This window comes from Acidocella sp. MX-AZ02, from assembly GCF_000306035.1.
Classification (GTDB): Bacteria; Pseudomonadota; Alphaproteobacteria; order Acetobacterales; family Acetobacteraceae; genus Acidocella; species Acidocella facilis.
Map to the genome: position 1 here is coordinate 1 of NZ_JH976254.1, position 718 is coordinate 718.

Sequence of the window (718 nt, forward strand, 5' to 3'; positions counted from 1 at the left end):
TTGCTGGATGGCGAAGACGTGTTTGCCACGCGAAGCACCGTCTCCTGGTGGCCACGCCTGGAAAGCCGGCCTCGCGAACGCAAACGACCCAAAATGTCGCCATGCCACGCTATCAGCAGAAAACATTTACACCTTTGGAAGGTCTGCTTCAGAGCATCCAATTAGACCCAGGGAATGACCATAAAGGGCGCGTTGCCGCCGGTTGCTGCGCCGGCTTCATTCCTTCGATCGGGCTCTAAAGTGAGAGTTGTTGTTGATTTCCGCTGAGATCTGACCCGAACGTTGAGAGGCCCCCATATTGCTCCTGGCCGGTGCGGGACCGCGCCACCCGGTCTCTCGAGGGCGGATCTGACCGAAAGCCGATCGCCTTCCTGCAATGGCGGGGCCCGGCTTTTTTCCCCGACAGCTGCGCTGTCTCCTCGCGGGCGCTGCGCTCCAAAAAAGCCGGGCCCCGCCATCCTTCGCTGCGCTACGGCCGCACACGGTGCAGGTCGATCTGCCCCCGGTCACTGATCGCCATCGAGACCGCGATGGGCGCGGGCTCGTAACAGCAAGGAGATTTGACATGGCGACCATCGGAACTTTCAAGAAAGCCGGCAACGAAATCCAGGGCGAGATCGTGACCCTGAGCGTGCAAGCGAAGAATGTGCGCATCGTGCCGGAAGCCAACCGGGCCAATGACAATGCCCCCAGCCACCGCATCTATGTAGGCCGCGCC

General features: G+C 61.1%; 2 protein-coding genes. Both read left to right on the forward strand.

Annotated elements, in window-relative coordinates; all coding sequences use genetic code 11:
* The coding region (locus tag MXAZACID_RS19925; RefSeq protein WP_205619874.1) for a hypothetical protein at positions 1–239 on the forward strand (239 nt) is incomplete at its 5' end.
* 326 nt (positions 240–565) lie between these two features.
* Positions 566–718: DUF736 family protein (locus tag MXAZACID_RS18560; protein ID WP_008495907.1), on the forward strand; the 153-nt coding region annotated here is incomplete at its 3' end.